The organism is Pseudomonas abietaniphila (assembly GCF_039697315.1).
In the GTDB taxonomy this organism is placed as follows: domain Bacteria; phylum Pseudomonadota; class Gammaproteobacteria; order Pseudomonadales; family Pseudomonadaceae; genus Aquipseudomonas; species Aquipseudomonas abietaniphila_B.
The window spans coordinates 5,045,806-5,069,971 of sequence record NZ_CP155619.1 but is presented as its reverse complement, the minus strand read 5'-3'; the positions used below and the strand labels follow the sequence as shown (position 1 = coordinate 5,069,971).

At 57.1% G+C, this 24,166-nt stretch carries 16 protein-coding genes, 2 tRNA genes and 3 rRNA genes; 14 read left to right on the top strand and 7 right to left on the bottom strand.

Annotation, left to right across the window (positions count from 1 at the left end):
* Positions 1-46: 46 nt before the first annotated feature.
* From ABDX87_RS22335 to ABDX87_RS22310, 6 genes are all read right to left on the bottom strand, one after another.
* Positions 47-1,147 (bottom strand): WD40/YVTN/BNR-like repeat-containing protein, encoded by a 1,101-nt coding sequence (locus ABDX87_RS22335; protein WP_431061172.1) that lies wholly within the window; start codon positions 1,145-1,147, stop codon positions 47-49.
* 386 nt (positions 1,148-1,533) lie between these two features.
* Positions 1,534-1,649: ribosomal RNA gene (gene rrf / locus ABDX87_RS22330) — 5S ribosomal RNA — on the bottom strand.
* A 153-nt stretch (positions 1,650-1,802) separates the two neighbouring features.
* Positions 1,803-4,695 (bottom strand): 23S ribosomal RNA (locus ABDX87_RS22325).
* A gap of 247 nt (positions 4,696-4,942) precedes the next feature.
* Positions 4,943-5,018 (bottom strand) — tRNA-Ala (locus ABDX87_RS22320).
* Between the two features lie 26 nt (positions 5,019-5,044).
* A tRNA-Ile gene (locus tag ABDX87_RS22315) sits at positions 5,045-5,121 on the bottom strand.
* 64 nt (positions 5,122-5,185) lie between these two features.
* Positions 5,186-6,722: ribosomal RNA gene (locus tag ABDX87_RS22310) — 16S ribosomal RNA — on the bottom strand.
* The 16S, 23S and 5S rRNA genes sit together here with 2 tRNA genes alongside, the layout of an rRNA operon.
* A gap of 627 nt (positions 6,723-7,349) precedes the next feature.
* Here ABDX87_RS22310 and rhtA point away from each other — a divergent pair.
* From rhtA to ABDX87_RS22290, 4 genes are all read left to right on the top strand, one after another.
* The gene (gene rhtA / locus ABDX87_RS22305; protein WP_346829815.1) at positions 7,350-8,234 is read left to right on the top strand and encodes a threonine/homoserine exporter RhtA; all 885 of its coding nucleotides are present in this window, start codon (positions 7,350-7,352) and stop codon (positions 8,232-8,234) included.
* A gap of 182 nt (positions 8,235-8,416) precedes the next feature.
* Positions 8,417-8,707 carry a hypothetical protein gene (locus tag ABDX87_RS22300; protein ID WP_346829814.1) on the top strand — a complete coding sequence of 97 codons (291 nt, stop codon included), beginning with the start codon at positions 8,417-8,419 and terminating at the stop codon, positions 8,705-8,707.
* A 211-nt stretch (positions 8,708-8,918) separates the two neighbouring features.
* Positions 8,919-9,659, top strand: coding sequence for an SDR family oxidoreductase (locus ABDX87_RS22295; RefSeq protein ID WP_346829813.1), 741 nt, complete (start codon positions 8,919-8,921; stop codon positions 9,657-9,659).
* A 75-nt stretch (positions 9,660-9,734) separates the two neighbouring features.
* A complete protein-coding gene (locus ABDX87_RS22290) occupies positions 9,735-10,328 on the top strand; it encodes a 2-hydroxychromene-2-carboxylate isomerase (RefSeq protein WP_346829812.1) in 594 nt (197 codons plus the stop codon).
* 68 nt (positions 10,329-10,396) lie between these two features.
* Here ABDX87_RS22290 and ABDX87_RS22285 read toward each other — a convergent pair whose 3' ends face one another.
* Complete coding sequence (locus ABDX87_RS22285; protein ID WP_346829811.1) at positions 10,397-12,205, bottom strand: aminopeptidase P family protein; 1,809 nt, start codon at positions 12,203-12,205, stop codon at positions 10,397-10,399.
* A gap of 906 nt (positions 12,206-13,111) precedes the next feature.
* Here ABDX87_RS22285 and ABDX87_RS22280 point away from each other — a divergent pair.
* The 10 genes from ABDX87_RS22280 (at position 13,112) to ABDX87_RS22235 (ending at position 24,151) form a co-directional block, all read left to right on the top strand.
* A complete protein-coding gene (locus tag ABDX87_RS22280) occupies positions 13,112-13,897 on the top strand; it encodes a hypothetical protein (RefSeq protein ID WP_346829810.1) in 786 nt (261 codons plus the stop codon).
* Positions 13,898-13,979: 82 nt separating this feature from the next.
* Positions 13,980-15,101: a DegT/DnrJ/EryC1/StrS family aminotransferase gene (locus ABDX87_RS22275; RefSeq protein WP_074758518.1), complete on the top strand. Its 1,122-nt coding sequence runs from the start codon at positions 13,980-13,982 to the stop codon at positions 15,099-15,101.
* A 48-nt stretch (positions 15,102-15,149) separates the two neighbouring features.
* Positions 15,150-16,664, top strand: a complete 1,515-nt coding sequence (locus tag ABDX87_RS22270; protein WP_346829809.1) for a lipopolysaccharide biosynthesis protein — start codon at positions 15,150-15,152, stop codon at positions 16,662-16,664.
* Positions 16,665-16,679: 15 nt separating this feature from the next.
* Entirely contained in the window at positions 16,680-17,609 is a 930-nt protein-coding gene (locus ABDX87_RS22265; RefSeq protein WP_346829808.1) for a glycosyltransferase family 2 protein, read from the top strand.
* Complete coding sequence (locus tag ABDX87_RS22260; RefSeq protein WP_346829807.1) at positions 17,599-18,051, top strand: low molecular weight protein-tyrosine-phosphatase; 453 nt, start codon at positions 17,599-17,601, stop codon at positions 18,049-18,051. Before ABDX87_RS22265 ends, ABDX87_RS22260 begins: the two co-directional genes overlap by 11 nt.
* Positions 18,052-20,268, top strand: coding sequence for a polysaccharide biosynthesis tyrosine autokinase (locus ABDX87_RS22255; RefSeq protein WP_346829806.1), 2,217 nt, complete (start codon positions 18,052-18,054; stop codon positions 20,266-20,268).
* A gap of 38 nt (positions 20,269-20,306) precedes the next feature.
* Positions 20,307-21,107, top strand: a complete 801-nt coding sequence (locus tag ABDX87_RS22250; RefSeq protein ID WP_346829805.1) for a WbqC family protein — start codon at positions 20,307-20,309, stop codon at positions 21,105-21,107.
* 6 nt (positions 21,108-21,113) lie between these two features.
* Positions 21,114-21,638 (top strand): transcription/translation regulatory transformer protein RfaH, encoded by a 525-nt coding sequence (gene rfaH / locus ABDX87_RS22245; protein WP_346829804.1) that lies wholly within the window; start codon positions 21,114-21,116, stop codon positions 21,636-21,638.
* Positions 21,639-21,902: 264 nt separating this feature from the next.
* Positions 21,903-22,904: a glycosyltransferase gene (locus ABDX87_RS22240; RefSeq protein WP_346829803.1), complete on the top strand. Its 1,002-nt coding sequence runs from the start codon at positions 21,903-21,905 to the stop codon at positions 22,902-22,904.
* Positions 22,901-24,151 (top strand): glycosyltransferase family 4 protein, encoded by a 1,251-nt coding sequence (locus ABDX87_RS22235; RefSeq protein WP_346829802.1) that lies wholly within the window; start codon positions 22,901-22,903, stop codon positions 24,149-24,151. Before ABDX87_RS22240 ends, ABDX87_RS22235 begins: the two co-directional genes overlap by 4 nt.
* Positions 24,152-24,166: the final 15 nt, after the last annotated feature.

Genomic DNA, 24,166 nt, shown 5'->3' with positions numbered 1-24,166 from the left:
AAGCATCCTCGCCTGGTCAGTTCTTATTGTTGAGCGCTCTCAGCCTTTACTGCTGAGTGACATCTGCGCCCGTTGGCGAGGTGACGTGTACGCCGCCCTGTCCTACCAGAATCAAATTGCCCTTGTCGCCCTCGGCGACACCCGCGAGGGAGAGCCGGTCCGAACGATTGGAGACCGTAAAGCTTTCTCCATCATCGGTGCTGCGCATGACACTGCCGCCGTTGCCTACAAGCACAATGGAGTTGTCAGGGAGCAGAGAGGCATTCGCGATGCTGAATTCCAGCGGCCCGCGTTCGCCCTGCAAGGGAACCGCCTCCCAGGTGCTGCCGAAATCCGTGGAGCGGAACAGATTGCCGCGCAACCCGTAAGCCAGCAGCGTGTTGGGCTGCGCTGTACCGATTGCGCCGAACAGCGAGCCTTGATAAGGGCCTTCCAGCTTCTCCCACGTCTGACCGTCATCGGCCGAACGGAACATGCTGCCCATTTCACCCACGATGAACAGGCCGGCATCTTTCACGTAAGCAATGCCGTTGAGGTGGTACTGATCTTCGTTGTCCAGGCGATCACCAATGTCTTCCCAATGCTGACCGCCGTCGGTGGTTTCCAGCATTGCCCCGTACGCACCCACGGCGATGCCGGTGGACAGGTCCTTGAACCAGACATCCAGCAGCGGCGCTTCCCGTTTGAGGTCCTCGAACTGTTTGTTCCAGCTCGCACCACCATCGGCGCTGGCCAGTATTTGCGCATCGTGCCCCACCGCCCAGCCATACTGGTCATCGACGAAGTACACCGCAGTCAGCAGTTGGCGGGTTGGCACCTTGGCCTGAGTCCAGGTTTTACCTTGATCGTCGGAATAGAGAATGTGCCCACGATCTCCCACGACGACCATGCGGTTGCCAGCATGGGTCACGTCCAGCAACAGGCTGTGGGACGCTTTGGCAGATTCGAGTGCGAAGACAGCCGCGTCGCTGGCATTGCCCGGGGCATCGGGAGGTGTACTGTCAGCCGCCAGTGCGGTGCCGTACAAGGTGATGGACATGAGCAGCGACATCGCAACGTGCAGAGGCTTGCTCGTGTAAAACGTCCGGGAACCGTCATTGCCTTGAATGACTGCGGACCGAGTGCGCCGAATGACTGGCTCACGCATGGAGCTTCCCCTTCCTTTATTTTTATTAGGTTCTCCTGGGGGCCAGTGCAGGAGCAGCGAGCGCTCTAGCCTGCGTCAGACGTGGCCTTACCGAAGCGAACCCATCCTATCCAGCTTTAGAAACGTATGACAATCGACATGACGTTATCTTTTGTTAAGCAGCGCCTTGGTGATTAGAGCCTTATCACTCCGGTTGATTGGCAACTCTAGACGCTGGAATAGGCTGAGGGTCGACATACAAGCAATGAGCCATCTTTAGGAGGCACAGCTTTCATGCAGGGAAGACAAGCTGACGCTGGCGTAAGCCCTGCAAAGCATCGCGGGAGCTTTTCCGCGGGCAAAAACAAAACCCCATCTGCGTTCGCAGATGGGGTTTTGGAATTTAATCTTGACGATGACCTACTCTCACATGGGGAAACCCCACACTACCATCGGCGATGCATCGTTTCACTGCTGAGTTCGGGATGGGATCAGGTGGTTCCAACGCTCTATGGTCGTCAAGAAATTCGGGTACTGACTCGTGACCGTATGGCCTCGCTTCAGCAAATCGGGTATGTGATCAGGTCTTGCCTGTGTGCTGCAAACTTTCGGTGCGTGTCGTCTTCACAGTCACCGCAATCTGTGCTCATCGAGTCGCAGATTGCTTGGGTGTTATATGGTCAAGCCTCACGGGCAATTAGTATTGGTTAGCTCAACGCCTCACAGCGCTTACACACCCAACCTATCAACGTCGTAGTCTTCGACGGCCCTTCAGGGAACTCAAGGTTCCAGTGAGATCTCATCTTGAGGCAAGTTTCCCGCTTAGATGCTTTCAGCGGTTATCTTTTCCGAACATAGCTACCCGGCAATGCCACTGGCGTGACAACCGGAACACCAGAGGTTCGTCCACTCCGGTCCTCTCGTACTAGGAGCAGCCCCTCTCAAATCTCAAACGTCCACGGCAGATAGGGACCGAACTGTCTCACGACGTTCTAAACCCAGCTCGCGTACCACTTTAAATGGCGAACAGCCATACCCTTGGGACCGGCTTCAGCCCCAGGATGTGATGAGCCGACATCGAGGTGCCAAACACCGCCGTCGATATGAACTCTTGGGCGGTATCAGCCTGTTATCCCCGGAGTACCTTTTATCCGTTGAGCGATGGCCCTTCCATACAGAACCACCGGATCACTAAGACCTACTTTCGTACCTGCTCGACGTGTCTGTCTCGCAGTCAAGCGCGCTTTTGCCTTTATACTCTACGACCGATTTCCGACCGGTCTGAGCGCACCTTCGTACTCCTCCGTTACTCTTTAGGAGGAGACCGCCCCAGTCAAACTACCCACCATACACTGTCCTCGATCCGGATAACGGACCTGAGTTAGAACCTCAAAGTTGCCAGGGTGGTATTTCAAGGATGGCTCCACGCGAACTGGCGTCCACGCTTCAAAGCCTCCCACCTATCCTACACAAGCAAATTCAAAGTCCAGTGCAAAGCTATAGTAAAGGTTCACGGGGTCTTTCCGTCTAGCCGCGGATACACTGCATCTTCACAGCGATTTCAATTTCACTGAGTCTCGGGTGGAGACAGCGCCGCCATCGTTACGCCATTCGTGCAGGTCGGAACTTACCCGACAAGGAATTTCGCTACCTTAGGACCGTTATAGTTACGGCCGCCGTTTACCGGGGCTTCGATCAAGAGCTTCGCGTTAGCTAACCCCATCAATTAACCTTCCGGCACCGGGCAGGCGTCACACCCTATACGTCCACTTTCGTGTTTGCAGAGTGCTGTGTTTTTAATAAACAGTCGCAGCGGCCTGGTATCTTCGACCGGCATGAGCTTACGGAGCAAGTCCTTCACCCTCACCGGCGCACCTTCTCCCGAAGTTACGGTGCCATTTTGCCTAGTTCCTTCACCCGAGTTCTCTCAAGCGCCTTGGTATTCTCTACCCAACCACCTGTGTCGGTTTGGGGTACGGTTCCTGGTTACCTGAAGCTTAGAAGCTTTTCTTGGAAGCATGGCATCAACCACTTCGTGTTCCAAAGAACACTCGTCATCAGCTCTCGGCCTTAAGATCCCGGATTTACCTAAGATCTCAGCCTACCACCTTAAACCTGGACAACCAACGCCAGGCTGGCCTAGCCTTCTCCGTCCCTCCATCGCAATAACCAGAAGTACAGGAATATTAACCTGTTTTCCATCGACTACGCTTTTCAGCCTCGCCTTAGGGACCGACTAACCCTGCGTCGATTAACGTTGCGCAGGAAACCTTGGTCTTTCGGCGTGGGTGTTTTTCACACCCATTGTCGTTACTCATGTCAGCATTCGCACTTCTGATACCTCCAGCAAGCTTCTCAACTCACCTTCACAGGCTTACAGAACGCTCCTCTACCGCATCATCAAAAGATGATACCCGTAGCTTCGGTGCATGGTTTGAGCCCCGTTACATCTTCCGCGCAGGCCGACTCGACTAGTGAGCTATTACGCTTTCTTTAAAGGGTGGCTGCTTCTAAGCCAACCTCCTAGCTGTCTAAGCCTTCCCACATCGTTTCCCACTTAACCATGACTTTGGGACCTTAGCTGACGGTCTGGGTTGTTTCCCTTTTCACGACGGACGTTAGCACCCGCCGTGTGTCTCCCATGCTCGGCACTTGTAGGTATTCGGAGTTTGCATCGGTTTGGTAAGTCGGGATGACCCCCTAGCCGAAACAGTGCTCTACCCCCTACAGTGATACATGAGGCGCTACCTAAATAGCTTTCGAGGAGAACCAGCTATCTCCGAGCTTGATTAGCCTTTCACTCCGATCCACAGGTCATCCGCTAACTTTTCAACGGTAGTCGGTTCGGTCCTCCAGTCAGTGTTACCTAACCTTCAACCTGCCCATGGATAGATCGCCCGGTTTCGGGTCTATTCCCAGCGACTAGACGCCCTATTAAGACTCGCTTTCGCTACGCCTCCCCTATTCGGTTAAGCTCGCCACTGAAAATAAGTCGCTGACCCATTATACAAAAGGTACGCAGTCACCCAACAAAGTGGGCTCCCACTGCTTGTACGCATACGGTTTCAGGATCTATTTCACTCCGCTCTCCGCGGTTCTTTTCGCCTTTCCCTCACGGTACTGGTTCACTATCGGTCAGTCAGTAGTATTTAGCCTTGGAGGATGGTCCCCCCATGTTCAGACAAGGTTTCTCGTGCCCCGTCCTACTCGATTTCATTGACAAGAGATTTTCGCGTACAGGGCTATCACCCACTATGGCCGCACTTTCCAGAGCGTTCCGCTAATCTCAAATCAACTTAAGGGCTGGTCCCCGTTCGCTCGCCACTACTAAGGGAATCTCGGTTGATTTCTTTTCCTCAGGGTACTTAGATGTTTCAGTTCCCCTGGTTCGCCTCTTACGCCTATGTATTCAGCGTAAGATAACTGTCTTATGACAGCTGGGTTCCCCCATTCAGACATCTCCGGATCACAGTCTGTTTGCCGACTCCCCGAAGCTTTTCGCAGGCTACCACGTCTTTCATCGCCTCTGACTGCCAAGGCATCCACCGTATGCGCTTCTTCACTTGACCATATAACCCCAAGCAATCTGGTTATACTGTGAAGACGACATTCGCCGAAAGTTTGCATTCACAAACTTTACCTTAGCCTGAATGAACACCAGTGAAAGTGCCATCCAGTCTATCTTTCTATCACATACCCAAATTTTTAAAGAACGATTCTGACAAAGATCAGAAATCAACATTCAGCCTTCAATCGAAGGAAATGCTCATTTCTAAGCTTTAGCGGACAACTGTCTGTACCCAACTACTACGGTAATGGTGGAGCCAAGCGGGATCGAACCGCTGACCTCCTGCGTGCAAGGCAGGCGCTCTCCCAGCTGAGCTATGGCCCCGTATCGCTACAGGGTGCACCGGTAATTGGTGGGTCTGGGCAGATTCGAACTGCCGACCTCACCCTTATCAGGGGTGCGCTCTAACCAACTGAGCTACAGACCCAATCGTCTTCTTCAATGAATCAAGCAATTCGTGTGGGAACTTGCGAAGAAGCTGAGTCTTCGATTAAGGAGGTGATCCAGCCGCAGGTTCCCCTACGGCTACCTTGTTACGACTTCACCCCAGTCATGAATCACACCGTGGTAACCGTCCCCCCGAAGGTTAGACTAGCTACTTCTGGTGCAACCCACTCCCATGGTGTGACGGGCGGTGTGTACAAGGCCCGGGAACGTATTCACCGCGACATTCTGATTCGCGATTACTAGCGATTCCGACTTCACGCAGTCGAGTTGCAGACTGCGATCCGGACTACGATCGGTTTTGTGGGATTAGCTCCACCTCGCGGCTTGGCAACCCTCTGTACCGACCATTGTAGCACGTGTGTAGCCCAGGCCGTAAGGGCCATGATGACTTGACGTCATCCCCACCTTCCTCCGGTTTGTCACCGGCAGTCTCCTTAGAGTGCCCACCATAACGTGCTGGTAACTAAGGACAAGGGTTGCGCTCGTTACGGGACTTAACCCAACATCTCACGACACGAGCTGACGACAGCCATGCAGCACCTGTCTCAATGTTCCCGAAGGCACCAATCCATCTCTGGAAAGTTCATTGGATGTCAAGGCCTGGTAAGGTTCTTCGCGTTGCTTCGAATTAAACCACATGCTCCACCGCTTGTGCGGGCCCCCGTCAATTCATTTGAGTTTTAACCTTGCGGCCGTACTCCCCAGGCGGTCAACTTAATGCGTTAGCTGCGCCACTAAGAGTTCAAGACTCCCAACGGCTAGTTGACATCGTTTACGGCGTGGACTACCAGGGTATCTAATCCTGTTTGCTCCCCACGCTTTCGCACCTCAGTGTCAGTATGAGCCCAGGTGGTCGCCTTCGCCACTGGTGTTCCTTCCTATATCTACGCATTTCACCGCTACACAGGAAATTCCACCACCCTCTGCCCTACTCTAGCTTGCCAGTTTTGGATGCAGTTCCCAGGTTGAGCCCGGGGATTTCACATCCAACTTAACAAACCACCTACGCGCGCTTTACGCCCAGTAATTCCGATTAACGCTTGCACCCTCTGTATTACCGCGGCTGCTGGCACAGAGTTAGCCGGTGCTTATTCTGTCGGTAACGTCAAAACACTAACGTATTAGGTTAATGCCCTTCCTCCCAACTTAAAGTGCTTTACAATCCGAAGACCTTCTTCACACACGCGGCATGGCTGGATCAGGCTTTCGCCCATTGTCCAATATTCCCCACTGCTGCCTCCCGTAGGAGTCTGGACCGTGTCTCAGTTCCAGTGTGACTGATCATCCTCTCAGACCAGTTACGGATCGTCGCCTTGGTGAGCCATTACCTCACCAACTAGCTAATCCGACCTAGGCTCATCTGATAGCGTGAGGTCCGAAGATCCCCCACTTTCTCCCGTAGGACGTATGCGGTATTAGCGTCCCTTTCGAGACGTTGTCCCCCACTACCAGGCAGATTCCTAGGCATTACTCACCCGTCCGCCGCTGAATCAGGGAGCAAGCTCCCTTCATCCGCTCGACTTGCATGTGTTAGGCCTGCCGCCAGCGTTCAATCTGAGCCATGATCAAACTCTTCAGTTCAATACTGCAATCGGGTTTTGAGAAAACCCTATAAACTTGGCTCAGCAATCGTTGGTTAAACCATGATTTCTCGTGGAGCAACTTGCGATGCTGATAATCAGTTGACTTCAGTCTTACAGCGCAAGCACCCACACGAATTGCTTGATTCAGTTGTTAAAGAGCGGTTGGTTAAGAGCTTTTCGTCTCAACCGAGGCGCGCATTCTACAGCGTCCTCTGTATCTGTCAAGCGGTTATTTTAAGAAGTTTTCAAAGTTTCCTTTGCAACTTCAACCACTTGCGCTTCGTTCGACTTGGCGTCTCACGTCAGCGGGAGGCGAATTCTACAGCGTTACAATCTGCTGTCAACTCCCTTTTTCACCGCTGTCGATTCAAGCATCTGAACCGAAGCCCGTCCTCGCTGCTTACTTCGTCCAACTCGTTGATTCTCAAGGAGTTTTCCGTTTCGTCTGCGCCGGAAGTGGGGCGAATTATAGAGAGATTCGGAGGGGCGTCAACCCTTAATTTCACTTTCTTCAAAATCAACTCAAAACAACGAGATTGAGCAATATATTGCTCAGAAAGCCTTTCTTCAGCATCATGGCGGCCGTTGTTCCTGACTCTCACCGCCTGCGGATCCCTATAAAGCAATGAACGTAAAACAAAGCAGCCTGATTTCGGCCCTCCTTCCCGTTGGCATGCTGTTAATCGCCATGGCGTCAGTACAGACAGGCGCCTCCTTAGCAAAGTCGCTCTTCCCGGCCGTAGGCGCTCAAGGCACCACGACCTTGCGCCTTATCTTCGCCAGCATTCTCATGCTCTTGATCCTGCGCCCTTGGCGGACGACCTTCACGGCCACCTCCCTGCGCACGGTGGTTATATATGGCATCGCGCTGGGCGGAATGAACTTCCTCTTCTATATGGCGATCCGCACGATTCCGCTAGGCATAGGCGTGGCCCTGGAATTTACCGGGCCACTGGCCGTTGCGCTGTTTCACTCGCGTAAGGTCACCGACTTCATCTGGATCGTACTCGCAGTGAGCGGGCTGGCATTGTTGATCCCCATGGGACAAGCAGACAGCCTTGACCTGACCGGCGCCCTGTATGCATTGGGTGCCGGGGTGTGTTGGGCCGCGTATATCCTGTTTGGACAGAAGGCCGGGGCCGATCACGGCGTCCAGACCGCAGCACTGGGTGTGGTGATCGCGGCCATATTCATCGCGCCCATCGGCGTTGCACATGCAGGCGCTGCCTTGCTCAACCCCTCCCTTATTCCTGTTGCAATCGGGGTGGCCATCCTCTCCACCGCACTGCCTTATACCCTGGAGATGGTTGCACTGACTCGCATGCCGGTTCGCACGTTCGGCACGCTCATGAGCATGGAGCCTGCGGTGGGGGCGCTCTCGGGCTTACTGTTTCTGCACGAAAGCCTGACGCTGACCCAATGGTTGGCCATCGGCGCGATTATCGTGGCGTCGGCAGGCGCAACGCTGACCACACGACCGGAACCCGCCGCACTGATGCCATCTGACTGATTGCTTTTTTCCGTTCGTTACACGATGTCACTAGCATTTGTAACGCTGTTGCGCCATGTTTACGCCCGAGCCCTCCTCCATTGCGGAGAACCACCCGGACGGGCATGACTGTTGGCTTCAGGCAAGCGAGCGAATTCAAGGCTAGAGACTGAGCGGATCACTCCGGTCAGGTAAGGAAGTGAATGAAGTACATTTTAATAATAATGGCAGTGCTGACCGTCGCCGGGTGCGCGGCCAACTCCAAGCCAGTCATGAGCAAGCGAGGCCTACACATCAATTGCTCAGGACTCTCGTCTTCTTGGGACAAATGCTACGAAATGGCAACCGACTCCTGTGAGTCGAAGCAGTATCGGATCATTGCCAAGTCAGGGGACTCCGCCGAAGACCCAGGGGATTTTCCGTTGGGGCTGAATCCCGCCGGCTACACCAGCCGCAGCATGATCATCATCTGCAAGAAACCGCAAAAGCCTTAGTCCAGACCCTCAGTCCGTTGATTCTGCCGACACAGCAGAACAACGGCTGCGTCGCTGCCACTCTCCCATCCCGCGCACATAAATCCCGTTGCTCAGTGAGCGTCTGCCCAAGGCTGAATCATCACACTCATTAGCCGGTTCACCCGGTGACGCAGGCGACCGCTTGGCTTAACGTCCTTCAGGCAAACGACCGCTTGAATAAGGAGATGCCATGAGCGTCGATACGAACAACAAGAAGGTGGTTCTGGTCATCGGTGCAGGCGATGCAACAGGAGGAGCGATTGCCAGGCGCTTCGCCAAAGAAGGCTATGTGGCGTGTGTCACTCGGCGTAGCGCTGACAAGCTGCAGCCACTGGTGGATAGCATTCGCCAAGCAGGCGGCGAAGCGCACGGGTTCGCTTCGGACGCCCGCAAAGAGGAGGATGTCGTCGCTCTGATCGAACAGATCGAAAACGAAATCGGCCCCATCGAAGCCTTCGTGTTCAACATCGGGGCCAATGTGCCGTGCAGCATTCTTGAAGAAACCGCACGCAAATACTTCAAGATCTGGGAAATGGCCTGTTTCTCGGGCTTTTTGAACGCTCGCGAGGTGGCTATTCGAATGGCCAGTCGCAAACGCGGCACGATTCTTTTCACCGGCGCCACCGCCGGCCTTCGAGGCGCATCACATTTCGCTGCCTTTGCCGGCGCCAAGCATGGCATTCGAGCCCTCGCTCAGAGCATGGCGCGTGAGCTCGGGCCCATGAACATTCATGTGGCGCATGTCGTGGTCGACGGGGCGATCGACACAGACTTCATCCGCACCCAATTCCCGGAGCGTTACGCGCTCAAGGCTGAGGACGGCATTCTCGACCCCGAACACATCGCCGAAAACTATTGGTACCTACACCGTCAGCCGCGCGACGCCTGGACCTTCGAACTGGACCTGCGGCCATGGAATGAGCGTTGGTGATCCAGCGCCACGCTGCAGACCTGCCGCCCCGTACCAGCAGCACCCTCACCTCTCTATATAAGAAGGAAGCCGGCGATGAGCAAGACCGTGGAGTTTTACTTCGACGTGGGCAGCCCGACCAGTTATCTGGCGTACACCCAGCTTCGAAAAATCTGCGATGAAACCGCAAGCACGTTGAGCTTGCGGCCCATGTTGCTCGGCGGGGTGTTCAAGGCCACCGGGAACGCCTCGCCCAATGAGGTACCCGCCAAGGCGCGTTACTCGGTGATCGATCTCGAACGGTTTGCCAAGCGCTATAACGTGCCGCTGGTGTTCAATCCCTATTTCCCCATCAATACGCTGAACCTGATGCGGGCCATCGTGGCCATGCAGCGTTTGCAACCGGGGCGGTTCATCGAGTTCCTCGACCTGACGTTCAAGGCGATGTGGATAGACGCCCACAACCTCAACGACCCGGGGGTTCTGAGCGCGACATTAAAGGAAGGGGGCTTCGATCCTGCGCAGGTGTTCGGCTGGGTCAACGACCCGCAGGTGAAGGAGACGCTGAAAGCAGAGACCGAAGCGGCGATTGCGCGCGGCATTTTCGGCGCGCCGAGTATGTTTGTCGGCGACGACCTCTTCTTTGGTCAAGATCGCGTCGACTTTGTGAGGGAAGCGCTCACCGCCTGATACCAGGCCAGGGAGAAGGCACGACATCGCCGCACAAAGCGGCGATGTCGTGATGTCGTAAGGATGAATCAGACGGCTGCCGTACGAGTGTTCAGCCACGCCAGTGCAGCACCTTCAAGCAGCGGGCTCAAACGCTGTTTGACCTGAGCGTGATAAGCGTTCAACCAGTCGCGCTCTTCCTGATTCAACAAACTCACCTCGATGCAGCGGGTGTCGATCGGGCACAGCGTCAGCGTTTCGAATTTAAGGAACTCGCCAAATTCGGTCTTGCCCGCCTCCTTATTGATCACCAGGTTTTCGATACGAACACCCCACTGCCCCGGTCGATACGTGCCGGGCTCGATGGAAGTGATCATCCCCGGTTGCATCGCCGTCTGCGGCGTCGCCGGTGCCTGATAGGCAATGACCTGCGGGCCTTCGTGCACGTTGAGAAAATAGCCCACACCGTGGCCGGTGCCGTGACCATAGTTGACGCCCTCGGCCCAGATCGGCGCGCGAGCGATCGCATCCAGCAGCGGTGAAAGAATGCCGCGCGGGAAATGTGCGCGAGAAAGTGCGATCACGCCTTTGAGCACACGCGTGCAATCACGTTTCTGCTCGGCCGTCGGTGTGCCTATCGGGACCATCCGGGTGATGTCAGTGGTGCCGCCCAGGTACTGGCCACCGGAGTCGATCAGCAACAGGCCGTCGCCTTCGATCTGCGCGTGCTCCTCTTGCGTCGCGCGATAGTGCGGCATCGCACCGTTGCCATTGAAACCGGCGATGGTAGCGAAACTCTGCGAGACGTAGCCCGGCCGCTTCGCCCGTGCTGCACTGAGCTTCTCATCGATGGTCAGCTCACTGACGGGTTCGTGACCCAGCGCTGAATCCAGCCAGGCGAAGAATTCGCACAACGCTGCGCCGTCCTGCTCCATGGCCTGACGAATGTGGGCTGTATCCGCCTCGCTTTTTTGCGACTTGAACAGGGTCGTCGGGTTCAAGCCTTCGACCAGCGTCACTTCGCTGTCCAGGTAATCGAGCAGGCCGCACGTCACCCGTGCCGGATCGACCAGCAGGCGCGCCTCACGCGGGACCTCACGCAACGCGGCGCCGATGCTGGTGTACTCACGCAAGGTAATCCCTTCGCTCTCCAGCGTTTTACGCAATGCAGGGTTCACCTTTTCAGAGGCCACGAAAAGGCTGACGCTGTCAGGGCCGATCAGCGCAAAGGAAATGAACACCGGGTTATAGGAGACATCTTCGCCGCGCAGATTGAACAACCAGGCGATGTCATCCAGCGTCGCCAGGAAATGCCAGTCGGCGCCCCGCTCGGCCATTACGCCACGCAACCGGGTCAGCTTGTCGCTGCGCAGTTGAGTCGCCTGTGGAGCCACATGCTCATAGATAGCCTGAGTCGGCAACGTCGGGCGACCGTCCCACAGCTCGGTCAGCGGATCGAGATCCGTGCGCAACCTGGCGCCCTTCGCGTACAGATTACTGGCCAGTGTGCGCGAGGACGCCACTGCCAGTACGGCACCGTCGACGGCTACTACCGAGTCGTTCTTGGCCTGCTCGGCCAGCCATTCAAGCGGTCCGGGTTGTCCAGGCTGCAGTTTGACCAACTCGATCCCGCTTCCAGCCAGTTCCTTGGTCGCCTGCTCCCAGTAACGACTGTCCGCCCAGACGCCCGCGAAGTCTTGGGTGACGATCAACGTCCCGACCGATCCATGAAAACCTGACAGCCACTGCCGGCCTTGCCAATAACCGGGCAGGTATTCGGAAAGATGAGGGTCGGCCGATGGCACCAGCCAGGCATCGATACCTTCGCGACTCATCAGGGCGCGCGCCTGCGCCAGGCGTTGCGCCACCACTCCATTGGTTTTCGACTGCGTATTCATTGACTCTCCTGACACGAAATAGGTGCGTCACACCGGCCAGATAATGGCGGACGCATCGTTCAGGAGCAACCTCGGGCAGAGCGTCCGGGATGACAGGTACTAAAAGGAAAGACAGTACGGTTTGTACTTGCGGCCACCCCGACGACATTACGGCTACCTAAAAGTTGCACGAAGACTGAATAGTTTTATTAACCTCGCCCCCAACAATGGGTAAAACATAAACGAGACAGCTTCTTTATTACATGCACTAGAGCGCTCGGCACTTTCTAACTTCATGTCACAACTTACATGTTCAATTAATGAGCGCCATAAAACCGCTGCACCCTGCCTGCGCCCACTTTCTGGCGTTGGAAAAATGCCTTTCCGTCATTTTTACGTGGCTCACGACCCTTACACCGGAGACCATACAAAGCGTCAGCGCACCGTGATAGGGCGTTGATGTTTTTTTGACTGCTATATAAATCAATAGCTTATACAAGCCACAAACCCGTTTATCAAAAATTTAACAGAATGTTGGCGAAATAATTTGACAGAAACTGCGCCGCCGTCGATATATATGCCTGTCCATTGTTTTCGTGTTGTTAGCAGCGTAGCCGCAGAGCTGCGCGCAGAAGACATTGCGATTTTATCACTCTGTACCTGCCAACGAAGTTAATGAACACCACGGTGCGTTGCTTGCGCCGGTGGGCATGTGTTGGTTTAAAGAAAATTTTCAAAATTACTGAAAGTGCTCGGTAGGGCGGTAGCTTTGCCCAACGATTTGATAAGGCAGTTTTGATCAAGCGTTTGACAGGCACGGCCCACTTCCGAAAAGAACGGCAGGATCTGCAGATTCGGGCGGTAGCGTGCCTGAAGCCCTAAAACACCCTGCTGTGTCCTTCCCACGTGTTTAGAGGACGCGATGCAATGCCCTTATCTTTCGACATGGATGAGCAGCTGACGCGACGTTTAGCTGACGAAATCGATACCAACGGCTTTGCAAAACTGAGCGGTGCCGTCACCGAGTCCGATCTGCAGCAATTACGCACCTGGACCGATGAGCAGGCGCAGAAGCACCAGGGCGAATACTTCGCGTATCACGGCGAAGCGATGCTGGGGGAAAGCCTGCTGGCAAGCTACTGGGCCGACCCACGCTTCAAGTCGCTGCTCGCCGGCCTTTATAGGCACGCTGCACAGACCGACGCTCCGAGCGACCGAATCTTCCCGGTACTGCGCTGCGTTCAGGGCAATCAGGGCAAACGCGAATCCAACAGCTTTCACTACGACGCCAGCCTGGTGACCGCACTTATCCCTGTGTTCATCCCGACCGAAGGTGAAGAGCGCGGCGATCTGATGCTGTTCCCCAATATTCGTCGCGTACGTGCCTGGGTGTTGTTCAACGTGCTCGAGAAGGCGTTGCTGCAGAACTCTTTCACACGCGGCTGGATCATCAAGGGCATGCAGCGCAACTGGTTGAAGCCTTACATCCTGCGCCTGGAGCCGGGCAACGTTTACTTCTTCTGGGGCTACCGCACCCTGCACGCCAACAAGCCATGCGGCCCTGAGGTCAAGCGCGCGACGGCGCTGTTCCATTTTGGTGACCCACATACAGGAAGTCTGGCGACTCGCCTGATCCTCAGGATCAACCAGGGGCGGGCACGACGGATGAGCAACAAAGCCGGCAACCAGCCATCCGCTCCCACACAGAGCTAGCCCGGTTCGCGCACGTTCCCGCCTTGAAAGCATGGCTGCCTCACACAACGCCTTAAGCATTGCGTCAGAAATGGAGAATTCGATGATCAACGTAACCAAGACCTACCTAGGTGATATCGACAAGTTCAAGACTTACGTCGAGGGCATCTACTCCCGGGGTTGGCTGACCAACCATGGCCCGTTGGTGTGTGAACTGGAGCAGCGCCTCAAGGACTACCTGGGCGTCAAGCACGTCATCCTCACCAACAACGGTACCCTCGCCCTTCAGGTCGCCTATCGTGCCCTGGGCCTGAGCGGCAGCGCAGTGACCACGCCGTTCAGCTTTGTGGCCACCAGCAGCTCGCTGCAATGGGAAGGCATCCGCCCGATCTTCGCTGACATCGACGCGCAGACCTGGAACATTTCGCCCGAGCACATCGAAAGCCGCATCGTGTCGGACACCACGGCCATCGTCGGCACTCACGTGTTCGGCAACCCTTGCGCCGTTGAACGCATCGAAGAAATCGCCCGTCGCCGCAATCTGAAAGTGGTGTACGACGGCGCCCATGCCTTCGCCGTGCGTCATGCCGGTCAGTCGGTACTGAACTGGGGCGACATCAGCACGCTGAGTTTTCATGCGACCAAGCTGTTTCACACCATTGAAGGCGGCGCGATCATCACCAACGACGACGAGCTTGCACGTCGCGTGCACCTGCTGTGCAATTTTGGCATCGTCGACGTCGACAAGATCGACGGCATTGGCATCAACGCCAAGCTCAACGAATTCTCCGCCGCGATGGGCTTATGCATTCTCGACGACATCGAGAACATCCTTCAGCAGCGCGCAGAAATCGCCCACCGCTACACCACGCGCCTGGGCGATTACGTCGACCTGCAAAAGCCGGAAGACAACAGCCAGCTCAACAACAGCTACTACCCGATCGCCCTGAGCGACGAACAGCAACTGTTGCGTCTGCGCAGCGCCCTGAACACCAACGGCATCAACCCTCGCCGTTACTTCTACCCGTCGCTGGACACGCTGGAATACCTGCAACCGCAGGCGGCGCAAACCGCCTCGCGCTCCTTGAGCGAACGCGTGCTGTGCCTGCCGATCTATCCGGGCCTGCAGTTGGAGGATCAGGAACGCGTGATCAACACCGTGATCGCCGAATGCAGTCTGGGCCGCGCGCCGTATCGCACACCGAACCTGGCACAGGTCATCTAGTACCCGGTTCCGGGAAGACGCATACGTTTTGGCGAGAAAGGACACCCCATGCAAACCAAACGCTCAGTCATACGCAACACTGCGTTGAGCTATGCAGGACAAGCCTACACATTGCTGGTGGGCATCCTGATCATGCCGTTCTACCTCGGCCACATGGGTGCCGAGGCCTACGGCCTGATCGGATTCTTCTCGGTACTGCAGGCCTGGCTGCAATTGCTGGACGCAGGCCTGTCGCCAAGCCTGGTCCGGGCGGTGGCGCATCAACAAGGCGCCGACCTCGCCGACCGGCATTCGGGACGCCTGCTGCGCTCGTTCGAAATCATCTTCCTGCCGCTGGCCAGCCTGTGCTGCATCGCGATGTACCTGGGCAGCGACTGGATCGCGGTGCGCTGGCTCAATGCCAAGGAGCTCTCGACACAGACGCTGATCGAGTGCATTTGCCTGATGGGCATCGTGATCGCGTTGCGTCTGTACTCAACGCTTTATAAAAGCGGGATTCAGGGCCTCGAACAACACGCCTGGCTGAACATCGCCAACGTCTTCATCGCCACCCTGCGTTACTTCGGCGGGTTGTTTCTGGTGAGCACGATCTCCAGCGACCCGGTGCTGTTTTTCGAATTTCAGGTGCTGGTGGGCGTGGTCGAAACATTGATCTTCGCCGCCCGCGCCTACCAACAGATGCCGACGCCCTCCTGGCTGACCGGCTTCGACTGGCAACTGGTCAAGCCGATCATCCCGTTCGCGGCGAGCATGTCGGGCACGGCGGTGTTGTGGATCGTGTTGACCCAGATCGACAAGGTGCTGCTGTCCGAGCTGCTGCCGCTCAACGAGTACGGTTACTTCTCGCTGGTGGCGCTGATCACCACCGGCATCATGATGTTGAGCAACCCGCTGGCGCAGACGTTGTTGCCGCGGCTAACGGTGCTGATGGCTGAAGGGCGTCGCGATGACATGCACGCCTTGTTCCTGGCAGCCAACCGCTTTGTTTGCACGTTTCTGTTTCCGTTGGCGGCGCTGATTGCTTTGCACGCTCACGAGATGGTGTACGCCTGGTCGGGTGACGAGCCTGCTGCCGCATGGAGCCGCTCGGTGTTGCCGTGGTATTCGCTGGGCAGCGCGATCATGGCGGTCAGCGCCTTTCAGTTTTACTTGCAGTACGCCTACGGGCAGATGCGCTTGCACGTCTGGTACAGCGTCGTTTCAGCCGTGATCACCGTGCCGACGATGGTTCTGGCCATTCACTACGAGGGCGCATTCGGCGCTGCCATCGCCTGGTTCATCTTGCGCCTGGTGTCGTTCGCCATCTGGCCAATGATCGTTCATCAGCGACTGGCGCCGGGCATTCACAGCCTATGGCTGCGCGACATCATCCGCATCAGTGTGATGACGGCCGTGGGCCTGGCGATCAGCGAACCGGTATTGCGCATGATCGCCAGTGAAAACCGCATCAATACGTTTTTGGGTCTGGCCGTCAGCGGCTTGATCACGCTGATGGTGGTAGCAGCAAGCTACAAGCCGCTGGTGACGAAGATTTCCGTCCTGTTCAGCAAACCGAGTCTCTAAACCGAGTATTAAGCCATGGATGCTATTAGCAAAAAGACGAGCTCTTCGCCGTCTGCCGCACCCCTGGTCAGCATCGTCTGCCCAGCCTACAACCAGGAAGCCTACGTCGCTCAGACGCTGGAAGGTTTCCTGATGCAGCAAACGACGTTTGACTTTGAAATTCTGGTCAACGACGACGCTTCCACAGATGGAACTGCCCGCATCATTGCCGACTACGTCAAGCGCTACCCGACGTTGATCCGCGCCTTCTATCACGAGACGAACCAGTATTCGCAAGGCAATCCATCGGTCCCTCGCCTGTTCGGTGAGGCCCGTGGCCGCTACATCGCTTACTGCGAAGCCGACGATTACTGGACCGACCCGCGCAAACTGCAGATCCAGGTGGACTTTCTCGAAAGCCACCCTGATTACGCCCTGACTTACCACGACGCCATTTCCTTCGACACCAACGGCCAATACGGCATTCAGCTGCAAGGCGAGCTGCGCGCTGACGCCACGGCCCTGGGGTTGCAGAAGGCGCGGCCGATCTCGACGCTGACCACCGTGTTTCGCAACGTCTTCGACTCACTGCCCAAAGAGCTCGCGGCGGCGCCTTTGAACGATCTGGTCTGGTGGTCGCTGCTGGGTGCCTACGGCAAAGGCAAGTTCATGGGTGAGATCAAGCCCGCGATGTATCGCCTGCACCCGGGCGGTGTGTTCTCCATGCGGTCGAACAAGCGAAAACTGCACATGGCCTTGCAGACGTCCGGCGCGCTGGCCAACTACTACAACCGCCTCGGCAACGATGAGCTCTACGAGTACTTCCTGATGCAACTGGTCGGCTACTCGCTCTCCGCGATCACCCCTCAGCGCAAGGTTCAGACCCTGCTGCAAGTCGGGCGAAATTTCAGCACCAACATCGGCAAGAGACTGATGACGACGCTTAACAAAGGCCATGTTCAGTAACGTACTCGTGGTCTGCGTCGGCAACATCTGTCGCAGCCCCATGGCCGAAGCCATGTTCCGACAACGCGTTCAGAACGATCGCATCGTGATTTCGTCGGCAGGCACTCACGCCATGCTCAGCTCCACCATGGACCCGCTCGCCCGGGCCGTGTTGCAACTCAACGGTGTCGAAGCACACCGGCACAAGAGCCGTCAGGTGGTGCGGCAAATGCTCTACGACGCGGACTTGATCCTGCTGATGGAACACCGCCAGACCCAAAGCGTACTCAAGCTCGCCCCCGAGGTACGCGGCAAGACGTTTCTGATTGGCAAATGGCAACAAGAACTGGAAATAGCCGACCCGTACCGGCGCCCGAAACTAGCCTTTGAACAGACCTACGAGCAGCTTTCGCGTTGCGTCGACGACTGGCTTCCTTATCTTCAGTCAGGAGATCCAAGATAAATGACCGCTATGAACCGTACTTCCCTGGACGAGGTCCAGGACTCCCGGATCGATTTGGCGACTATCTTGCGCACACTTTTCGATCACAAGGGAATGATTGCATCGATCATCGGTGTCTGCGTCCTGATTGGCGTGACCTACGCCGTGCTCGCGACGCCGATCTTTCAGGCCAACGCGATGATTCAGATCGAGCCGAAGAAAATCGGCATCGAGGGTCGCACCGAAATCAGCGCCAAGCCGCTGTCGGTTTCCCAGGCGACCACCGAGATCGAGCTGATCAAGTCCCGCGCGGTGCTGGGCAAGGTCGTCGATGACTTGAAGCTCAACATCATTCAGAAACCCAAATACGTACCGGGCATCGGCGCCTACATGGCCCGTCACTTCAAGCCTGATCACGAAGGCGAACTGGCTTCACCCATCCTGGGGCTGGACAGCTACGCGTGGGGTGGCGAGAAGATCGACATCTTCCAGCTGGAAGTGCCTGACGCTCTGCTTGGCGACAAGCTGACCATGGTCGTGGACAAGCCTGACAGCTTCAGCCTGTATGACGAAGACCACAACAAGCTGCTCAGCGGCCCTGTCGGTCAAACCGTCGAAGGCAGCGGCGTGAAGATTCAGGTGGCCGCACTCAATGGTCGTCCCGGCACCGAGTTCACGGTGATGCGTCAACGCACCCTGACCGCGGCGCTGGATTATCAGGACCGTCTGAAGATCATTGAAGCCGGCAAGGACTCGGGGATCGTTTACCTGTCCATTCAGGACGCCGATCCTGTGTTGGCCAAACGCATCCTCAATGAAGTCAGCCGCCTGTATGTGCGTCAGAACGTTGAACGCAGTTCGGCCGAAGCCGCCCAGCGCCTGGAGTTCCTGCGCTCGCAACTGCCTGCCGTGCGCAAGCAACTGGAACAGTCGGAAATTGCCCTGAACAACTTCCAGACCAGCGCCAAGTCGGTTGACCTGAGCGTGGAAACCAAATCGGTCCTCGATCAGGTGGTCAAGCTGGAAGGCACGCTGTCTGACCTGAAGATGAAACGCGTCGACGTCGAGCGTCTGTACACCCCAGAGCACCCGACCTATCGCGGCCTGATGACCCAGATCAGCCAGGTGGAAGCCCAGAAAGCAGCCCTGCTGAAGAAAATCGAGACCCTGCCGGCCACCCAACAGGAACTTCTGCGCCTGACTCGCGACATGCAAGTCACCTCGCAGACCTACACCCTGTTGCTGGACAAAAGCCAGGAGCAAGACATTCTTCGTGCCGGCAGCATCGGCAACGTGCGCATCATCGACAACGCCGACGCCAATGTCGAAGAGCCGGTCAAGCCGATGAAGAAAATCATCGTCCTGGTCGCCGCCCTCGTCGGTCTGCTGCTGGCCGTGGGCACCGTGTTCGTCCGTCAAGCGTTCTATCGCGGTGTGGATAACCCGGAAGTCATCGAAAACCTCGGCATGCCGGTCTACGCGTCGCTGCCGTACTCACGTCAGCAAGAACGCATGGACAAGGCGAGCCAGAGCCGCGGTGGCAGCAAGGAGCCTCGCCTGCTCAGTGTCAGCGCGCCAACGGAACTGGCGATCGAATCACTGCGCAGCCTGCGCACCAGCCTGCACTTCGCGATGCTCGAAGCTCGTAATAACGTGCTGATGATTTCCAGCCCGACGCCGGGCGTGGGCAAGTCGTTCGTCTCCAGCAACCTGGCGGTGATCATTGCCCAGACGGGCAAACGCGTGCTGCTGATCGACGCCGACATGCGCAAAGGTTACCTGCACAAGCTGTTCAACCTGACGCCCAAGCACGGTCTGTCCGACACCCTGGCCGCCCGTTTGAAGAGCAAGGAAGTGATCAACCACACCGAAGTGCGCAACCTGGACTTCATTTCCTGTGGGTTCGCGGCGCCCAACCCGTCGGAGCTGTTGATGCATGACAACTTCAATAAGTTGATCACCGACCTGTCACCGCTGTACGACCTGGTGATCGTCGACACCCCACCGATCCTGGCCGTCACTGACGCCACGCTGGTGGGTCGTCAGTCCGGTACGTGCCTGCTGGTCACCCGGTTCGGCCTGAGCACCGCCAAGGAAATCGAAGCGTGCAAACGTCGCCTGATGCACAACGGCATTCTGATCAAGGGTGCAATCTTCAACGGTGTCCTGCGCAAGGCCTCGACCGCCGACTATGACTGCGCAGCCTATGGCTACGACTACACCACGGTTCGCAAATAACCGGGCTGTGAAGTCACTGAAGTAAAGGAGACGTATTGATGGCCAGGACCATTGCAGTGATGCAACCCTATCTCTTTCCTTACCTGGGTTACTTTCAGCTCATCGCCGCTGCAGACGTCTTCGTCCTGGGAGACGATCTGCACTATGTGCGGTCCGGCTGGGTTAACCGCAACCGCATTCTGCATAACGACGAAGCGCGGCTGATCACCTTTCCGCTGAAAAAAGACCGCTTTCAGTTGCAGATCAATCAACGGCAACTGTGCGATCACTTCAGCGACGAGGCCGAACGGCTGATTCGTCTGATTGCCGAGAGTTATAAAGAGGCGCCCTACTTCGCTCAGGTCATGCCACTGGTCGAACGCCTGATCCATTTCCCGCAACAGAACATCTCGCTTTACGCCGAACATGCAATTCGTGAAATGTGTGCTTATCTACACATCGTCACGCCGATCATGCGCAGTTCTGACCTGATTCTCGGCAGCCCTGCCGACAAACAGGAACGCATCATCCGCATTGCCCATACCTTCGAGGCGACGACGTTTATCACGCCCGAAGGCGGATCGGTGGTGTATGACCGCGATCACTTTGCGCGCAACCGCTTACTGGTGAGGTTTTTCCGGATGGATCCGGTGGAGTATCGGCAGTTCAGGCAACCTTTCGTCGCCAACCTGTCCATCATCGACGTCCTGATGTTCAACTGCGTCGAGCAGGTCCAGCAGATGCTGACCCAATACCGGCTGGACAAGCACCCGCCCGCTGCCGAACCCGGCGTGCTGGCCAGACTGACGCAACACCCTGAGCCAGTTTCAACCCTGTCGAACCGCATTGCAGTGGAGTGAAGAATTATGTCTCATGCCGACAGCACCTCAAGCAGCCCGGCGCGCTGGTACCTGATCCAAACCAAACCTCGCCAGGAAGGCCGTGCAGAGGAACACCTGCAGCGTCAGCACTTCGAATGCTACCGACCGGTCAAGCATGGCGAAAAGAAACGCGGCTCCCGCGCCCCGTCCGAAGAGGAGCTGTTCCCCGGCTACCTGTTCATCCGCATGGACCAGACCAACGATAACTGGTACCCGATCCGCTCCACCCGGGGCGTGGCGCGTATCGTGACCTTCGGCGGTCTGCCGGTGCCGGTGAAAGACGCTCTGATCGAGCAGATCCGTGAACGCTTGCTCGCGCCGCCGCCCAAAGAGACCTTTCAACACGGCGACACGGTGCGAATCACTGCGGACGGTTTCAACGACGTCGAGGCGATTTTCCTCGCGGCCGACGGCGATGAACGTGCCGTGATCCTGCTCAACCTGCTGCAGCGCGAACAGAAAGTGACCTTGCCGGTCAGCAGCCTGTCGCGGATGGAAGCGCGGGTCTGATCTGATACTTGCCGCCGTCTGGAGTGCATCCAGACGTTTCACCGCGATACCTGTAGGAGCGAGGCTTGTCCCGCGATCGGCGGGGAACCCGTCGTAAAACCCGGAAATGCGGTTTGTCTGATCCACCGCATGCAAAGATTTACTGCCGGTGCCCGGCAGATCGCGGGACAAGCCACGCTCCTACAGAGCTCCCTTGACAACACTCCAGATTCCCACGGGGCTGACGCTTTCAGCCTCTTGAACCCTCTTTGCCCGGAACTCACCATGACCCACAAGACAACGCTGGTGACGCTCACCTATGGTGATCGTTTCAATTACCTGCACACGCTGGTCAGCCGATCGCTCGAGAGCCCACTCATCGACCGTGTGATCATCGTCAGCAATGCCTCCACCGCGCCATTGGAAACATTGCGTCGCACCTGGCCGGACCAGGTGAGCGTCATCTACCTTCATGAGAACACCGGATCGGCCCGCGGCTACTCGGTGGGCATCCAGGCCGCACTGGATGCGGGCGCCGAGCACATCTGGCTGATGGACGATGACAACGCACCGACGATCAACGCGATCGCGACGCTGCATAAGGTGCTTGAAGAGCGCAAGATCATCGACGGCGAAGACAAGGCCGCCGTGCTGGGTTTTCGCCCGACGCATCAGGCCGACATTGCCGCCGGTGTGCCGAAGCGGTTTGCGATTCAACTGCGCTCCAGCTTCTTCGGCTTCCACATCGCGCAACTGCCTTACAAGGTCTGGCGTCGCCTGCCATGGGGCGCGCCGCAGAGCCCGCAGAGCAAACTGCCCATGGTGCAGCTGCCCTTCGCGACCTACGGCGGCCTGCTCGCCCATCGCAACCTGTATCGCAGGATCGGTCTGCCGCTGGACGCGCTGCTGCTCTACGCCGACGACAGCGAATACACCTGGCGCATCACGGCGGGCGGCGGACGGATCTTCCTGGTCCCGGACGCTGTGCTCGATGACCTGGAGAACTCCTGGAACATCAAGGCCCGCACCAACAACATTTACGAAAGTTTCCTGTTGGGCGGTTCGGACTTGCGCGCCTACTACGGCGCGCGTAACCAGGCCTGGTTCGACAAGAACATCTGGGCCAACTCGTCGCTGCTGTACAGCCTCAACCGCTGGGTGTTCTTCCGGCTGTTGCGGTTGATCGCCAAGCGGCGCGGCGCTGAAGAGCGTCTGGGTTTGATCGAAAAAGCCATCCGTGACGGTGAGTCCGGCGTACTGGGTCTGAATCAGTCGTATCCACTATGAAAATACTGTTCATCAGCAGCCTGTATTCACCTCACGTCGGCGGCGGCGCGGAGATCATTCTTCAGCGCACCGTCGAAGGCCTGCAAAAACGCGGCTGCCAGGTCAGCGTGCTGGTGACCGGACCGGACGCGGGCCTGGCCACCGATACCGTGAATGGCGTGAAGGTGTACCGCGCCGGTTTGCATAACTTCTACTGGCACTTCGGTGCACAACGGCCTGGACGTCTGGCGCGCTTGGGCTGGCACCTGCGCGACCGTTACAACGGCGCGATGCGCACGTACGTAAAGCAAGTCATCAAGGACGAGCAGCCGCAACTGGTCGTGTGCCATAACCTGTCTGGTTGGTCAGTGTCGGTGTGGGATGAGATCTCCGCCGCTCAACTGCCCATCGTGCAGGTGCTGCACGACATGTACCTGATGTGCCCAAGCAGCAACATGTTCAAGCGCGGTCAGTGCTGCCAGCAGCAATGCAGCAGTTGCCAGTCGTTTCGCAAGGGCCACGATGCCCGCTCCGCGCAGGTGTCGGCGGTGGTCGGGGTCAGCCAGTTCATTCTCGACAAGCTGCAAAAGCGCGGATATTTCAGCGCCGCGAAGGGTTATGTGGTGCACAACGCGAGCCCGTATGCCGTGGTGCACAACTCGCCGAGCAAGCAGCGCCAGCTTGATCCGTCGATGAAAAAGGCGCCGCTGCGTTTCGGATATATGGGCACCCTGTCCGAGCAGAAAGGCGTACGCTGGCTTATCGAACAGTTTCAGCGTCTGCCGTTTGACGCCACGCTGCAGCTTGCCGGCCGAGGTCAGGCCAGCGACGAAGCAGCCTTCAAGGCTCTGGCCACATCGCCGAATATCAGTTTCGTCGGTTACCAGAAACCTGAAACGTTTTACAGCCAGATCGATGTCGCCATCGTGCCGTCCCTCTGGAACGAACCGTTCGGTATGGTCGCAGTCGAGGCGTGCGCGCACTCGGTACCCGTAATCGCCAGCCGCATGGGCGGGTTGCCGGAAATCATCCAGGACCCGCTCAACGGTTTGCTGTGCAGCCCCAATGACCCTGACTCGCTGGGACACGCGATGCTTCGACTGCATCAACAACCGGACCTGCTGGCCCGCTTGAGCAGTCAGGCGCGTGTCAGTGTCGCGGCGCTGCTGAATCTGGACCTGATGCTCGACAGCTACGAGAGCATCTTCGCCCAGACGTTGCTGGACAACATTGCGCACCGCGACCCGGCCTTGTCCCACACGGTTTGAAGACGCCCGGCCCTG